The 3,196-nt window shown below is 69.0% G+C and carries 3 protein-coding genes; all 3 read left to right on the forward strand.

The features are described from left to right. Positions 1–332: 332 nt before the first annotated feature. A complete protein-coding gene (lpxA, locus tag ACT6Y9_RS09820) occupies positions 333–1,121 on the forward strand; it encodes an acyl-ACP--UDP-N-acetylglucosamine O-acyltransferase (protein ID WP_295479999.1) in 789 nt (262 codons plus the stop codon). An 88-nt stretch (positions 1,122–1,209) separates the two neighbouring features. Next, positions 1,210–2,394 carry a lipid-A-disaccharide synthase gene (gene lpxB, locus ACT6Y9_RS09825; protein WP_443744390.1) on the forward strand — a complete coding sequence of 395 codons (1,185 nt, stop codon included), beginning with the start codon at positions 1,210–1,212 and terminating at the stop codon, positions 2,392–2,394. Between the two features lie 82 nt (positions 2,395–2,476). After that, positions 2,477–3,145, forward strand: coding sequence for a ribonuclease HII (gene rnhB / locus ACT6Y9_RS09830; protein ID WP_443744391.1), 669 nt, complete (start codon positions 2,477–2,479; stop codon positions 3,143–3,145). Positions 3,146–3,196 lie beyond the last annotated feature (51 nt).

Below are 3,196 nucleotides of genomic sequence, written 5' to 3' on the forward strand. Positions count from 1 at the left end.
CCCGGGGCGGCGCCTCAAGGCGCCCGTGAGCCTTTGGGCGGGATGTCTTCGGCCTGCGGGCGGCCCGTATAATCCCTGCTGCACCGGTCGGCGGGGCGTGCAGGAGGGATGCCGCACGTCCCGGGATTCGGCCTGCGCGCCCACCACGTCCTTCCGCTCATTTAAGCCGTGAGGAAGATCCGGCTGAGAAAATGCCGGAAGGAGCGTGAAGGAGGCGCCTGCGGGCCCGCCGGCCGCTCCGAACCCACCTCAGGCGCTCTGCAGGCGGGACGGCGCGCCCCTTGCGCCGCCGTTCTTCCCCCCGGAGGAGCGCCAAACAGGAAGATTTCAGCATGCCTCAGATTCATCCGAGCGCCGTCGTGGCGCCCGAAGCGGTCCTCGCCGAGGACGTCGTGGTCGGTCCCTTCTGTCTCATCGGACCGAAGGTGAAGATCGGCGCGGGCACGGTGCTGCGCAGCCACGTGGTCGTCGAAGGGCGCACCGAGATCGGCTGCCGCAACGTGGTCTACGCGGGCGCCTCGATCGGCTGCGATCCGCAGGACAAGAAGTACCGCGGCGAAGACACCGCGCTCATCGTGGGTGACGACAACGTGATCCGCGAAAACTGCACGATGTCGATCGGCACGACGCAGGACGAGGGAATCACGCGCGTCGGCAGCCGCAACCTCTTCATGGCGAACGCGCACGTCGCGCATGACTGCCGCGTGGGCAACGACGTGATCCTCGCCAACAACGTCGCCCTCGCGGGCCACGTCACCGTCGGCGACTTCGCCATCTTGGGCGGTCAGGCCGCCGTGCACCAGTTCGTTCGCATCGGCGAACACGCGATGGTGGGCGGCGCCTCGGGCGTGCTGCAGGACGTGCCGCCCTACGTGATCTGCCACCTCAACCCCTGCAAGGTCGCGGGACTCAATCTCGTGGGTCTGCGGCGCTCCGGGTATACCGACGAGCAGATCCGGGCGCTGAGGAAGGCCTACGGGCACTTCTACCGCGAGAACCTCACGGTGAAGGAGGCCGCGGAGAAGATTGAGGCGCTCAAGGTCGACTTCCCCGGCGCCGCGCACGTGCTCGACGTCTTCGTGGGCTTCGTCACGACGAGCCCGCGCGGTGTGATCCGCTGACCCGGGACGCGCACGACCAAGCCTCAGACCCCCGTCCCGCCCCGCAGGGCGGGACGACGAAAGACAAGAAACGCTGGAGAGCAACATCATGGGCACCCATCGTCCGCAACCGACCTCTGAAACCAACGGCATCGCCTGGCTTGCCGGCGAAGCGAGCGGCGACTACATCGCGAGCCTTGCGCTCCCCGAGGTGGAGAAGCGCTTCGAGGGCGCCCCGCAGTACGGCGTGGGCGGCGCGCGCATGCGCGCGGCGGGCTTTCACGCCTGGCATGACATCCGTGAACTCTCCGTGCGCGGCTACGTCGAGGTGCTCACGCACCTGCCGCGCCTCGTGCGTCTGAGAAACGAGCTCGTCCGCTCGATCGCCGCCTCGAACCCGCGCATCTTCGTGGGCGTCGATGCGCCGGACTTCAACCTCGGCGTCGAGCAGCAGCTGCGCCGCCGCGGCGTGCCCACCGTGCACTACGTGAGCCCCGCGATCTGGGCCTGGCGCCCCGAGCGCATCCACGCGATCCGCCGCTCGGTCGACCACATGCTCCTCGTCTTCCCCTTCGAGCAGGAGATCTACCGCCGTGCGGGCATTGAGGCGACCTACGTCGGCCACCCGCTCGCCTCGGTGATCCCGATGGTGCCCGACACCGAGGGCGCCCGCCGCGACTACGGCCTCACCGAGGACACGCTCCCGGTGGTGACCGTGATGCCGGGCTCCCGCCTCGACGAGGTGAAGGGGTGCGCTGCGGCCTTCTTCGGTGCGGTCGAGAAGCTCCTGCACCGCTGGGGCGACATGCACGTCCTCATTCCGGCCGCGGACGAACAGGCCCGCGAGCGGATCATCTTCATCGCCGGTCAGTACGCCCGCCTCGCGCAGCGCATGATCGTGCGCATCGGCGAGAGCCACCGCATGATCGAGGCGGCCGACGCCGTGCTCGTCGCCTCCGGCACGGCCACCCTGGAGACGGCGCTCTACAAGAAGCCCATGGTGGTGGGCTACAGCATGCCCGCGCTCACGGGCATGATCATGCAGAAGAAGGCCCTCATCCGCCACGTGTCGCTCCCCAACATTCTGATGGGCGAGAACGTCGTGCCGGAGTTCCTGCAGTACTACTGCTGCGCGGACCAGATCTCCTGGGCGCTGCAGGACGCGCTTGAGAACGACGCGAAGCGCCGCGAATTGGTCGAGCGCTTCACGAAGCTCCACGAGCTCCTCAAGGCCGACACGTCCAAGCTCGTCGCCGACGTGCTCGAATCCCACGCGCTGCGCCGCTGGAACTGACCTCCTTTCGCCTGAAGGCGCATCGCGCCGGACGCGCCGCGCCCGGCTTTTCTTTTTTTTCTCCGCACCCGCTTAACCCGCCATGGCCCGCCGCAAGTCCACCGCCCCCGATCCCGCCGAAGTCTTCGCCGGGAGCCTCTTTCTCGCGGGCGGCCTCGAGGGGCTGCCGCGCCTCACGGCCGGGGTGGACGAAGCCGGCCGCGGGCCGCTCGCCGGCCCCGTCTGCGCCGCGGCGGTGATCCTCGACCCCAAGCGCCCGATCGAGGGGTTGAACGACTCCAAGAAGCTTTCGGCGAAGAAGCGCGAGGCCTTGGCGCCCCTGATCCGCGAGCGCGCGCTCGCCTGGGGCGTCGGCTGGGCCTCGGTCGAAGAGATCGACCGCGTGAACATCCTCGAAGCGACCTTCCTCGCGATGGAGCGGGCGCTCGCGGGCCTCGCCACCGCGCCCGAACTCATTCTGATCGACGGCAACCGGGCGCCGCACCACCTCGCGGCCCCCTTCGAGACCGTGGTGAAGGGCGACGCCCTCATTCCGGCGATCTCCGCCGCCTCGATCCTCGCCAAGACCGCCCGAGACCATCTGATGGCCGAGCTCGACCGCGAGTGCCCGGGCTACGGGTTCGCGGTCCACGCGGGCTACGGCACCGCCGCGCACCTGGAGGCCCTTCGCCGCCTTGGGCCCTCGCCCCACCACCGCAGGAGCTTCGAGCCCGTGAAGACGATGATTGCGCAGGCGCGTGAAAATCAATAATCTTCACGCAATTCAAAAGGCGCCCGGAGCGCCCGGCCGCAGCAGGCGGCG

Origin of the sequence: Sutterella sp. (assembly GCF_052272535.1) — a bacterium.
GTDB lineage: Bacteria > Pseudomonadota > Gammaproteobacteria > Burkholderiales > Burkholderiaceae_F > Sutterella.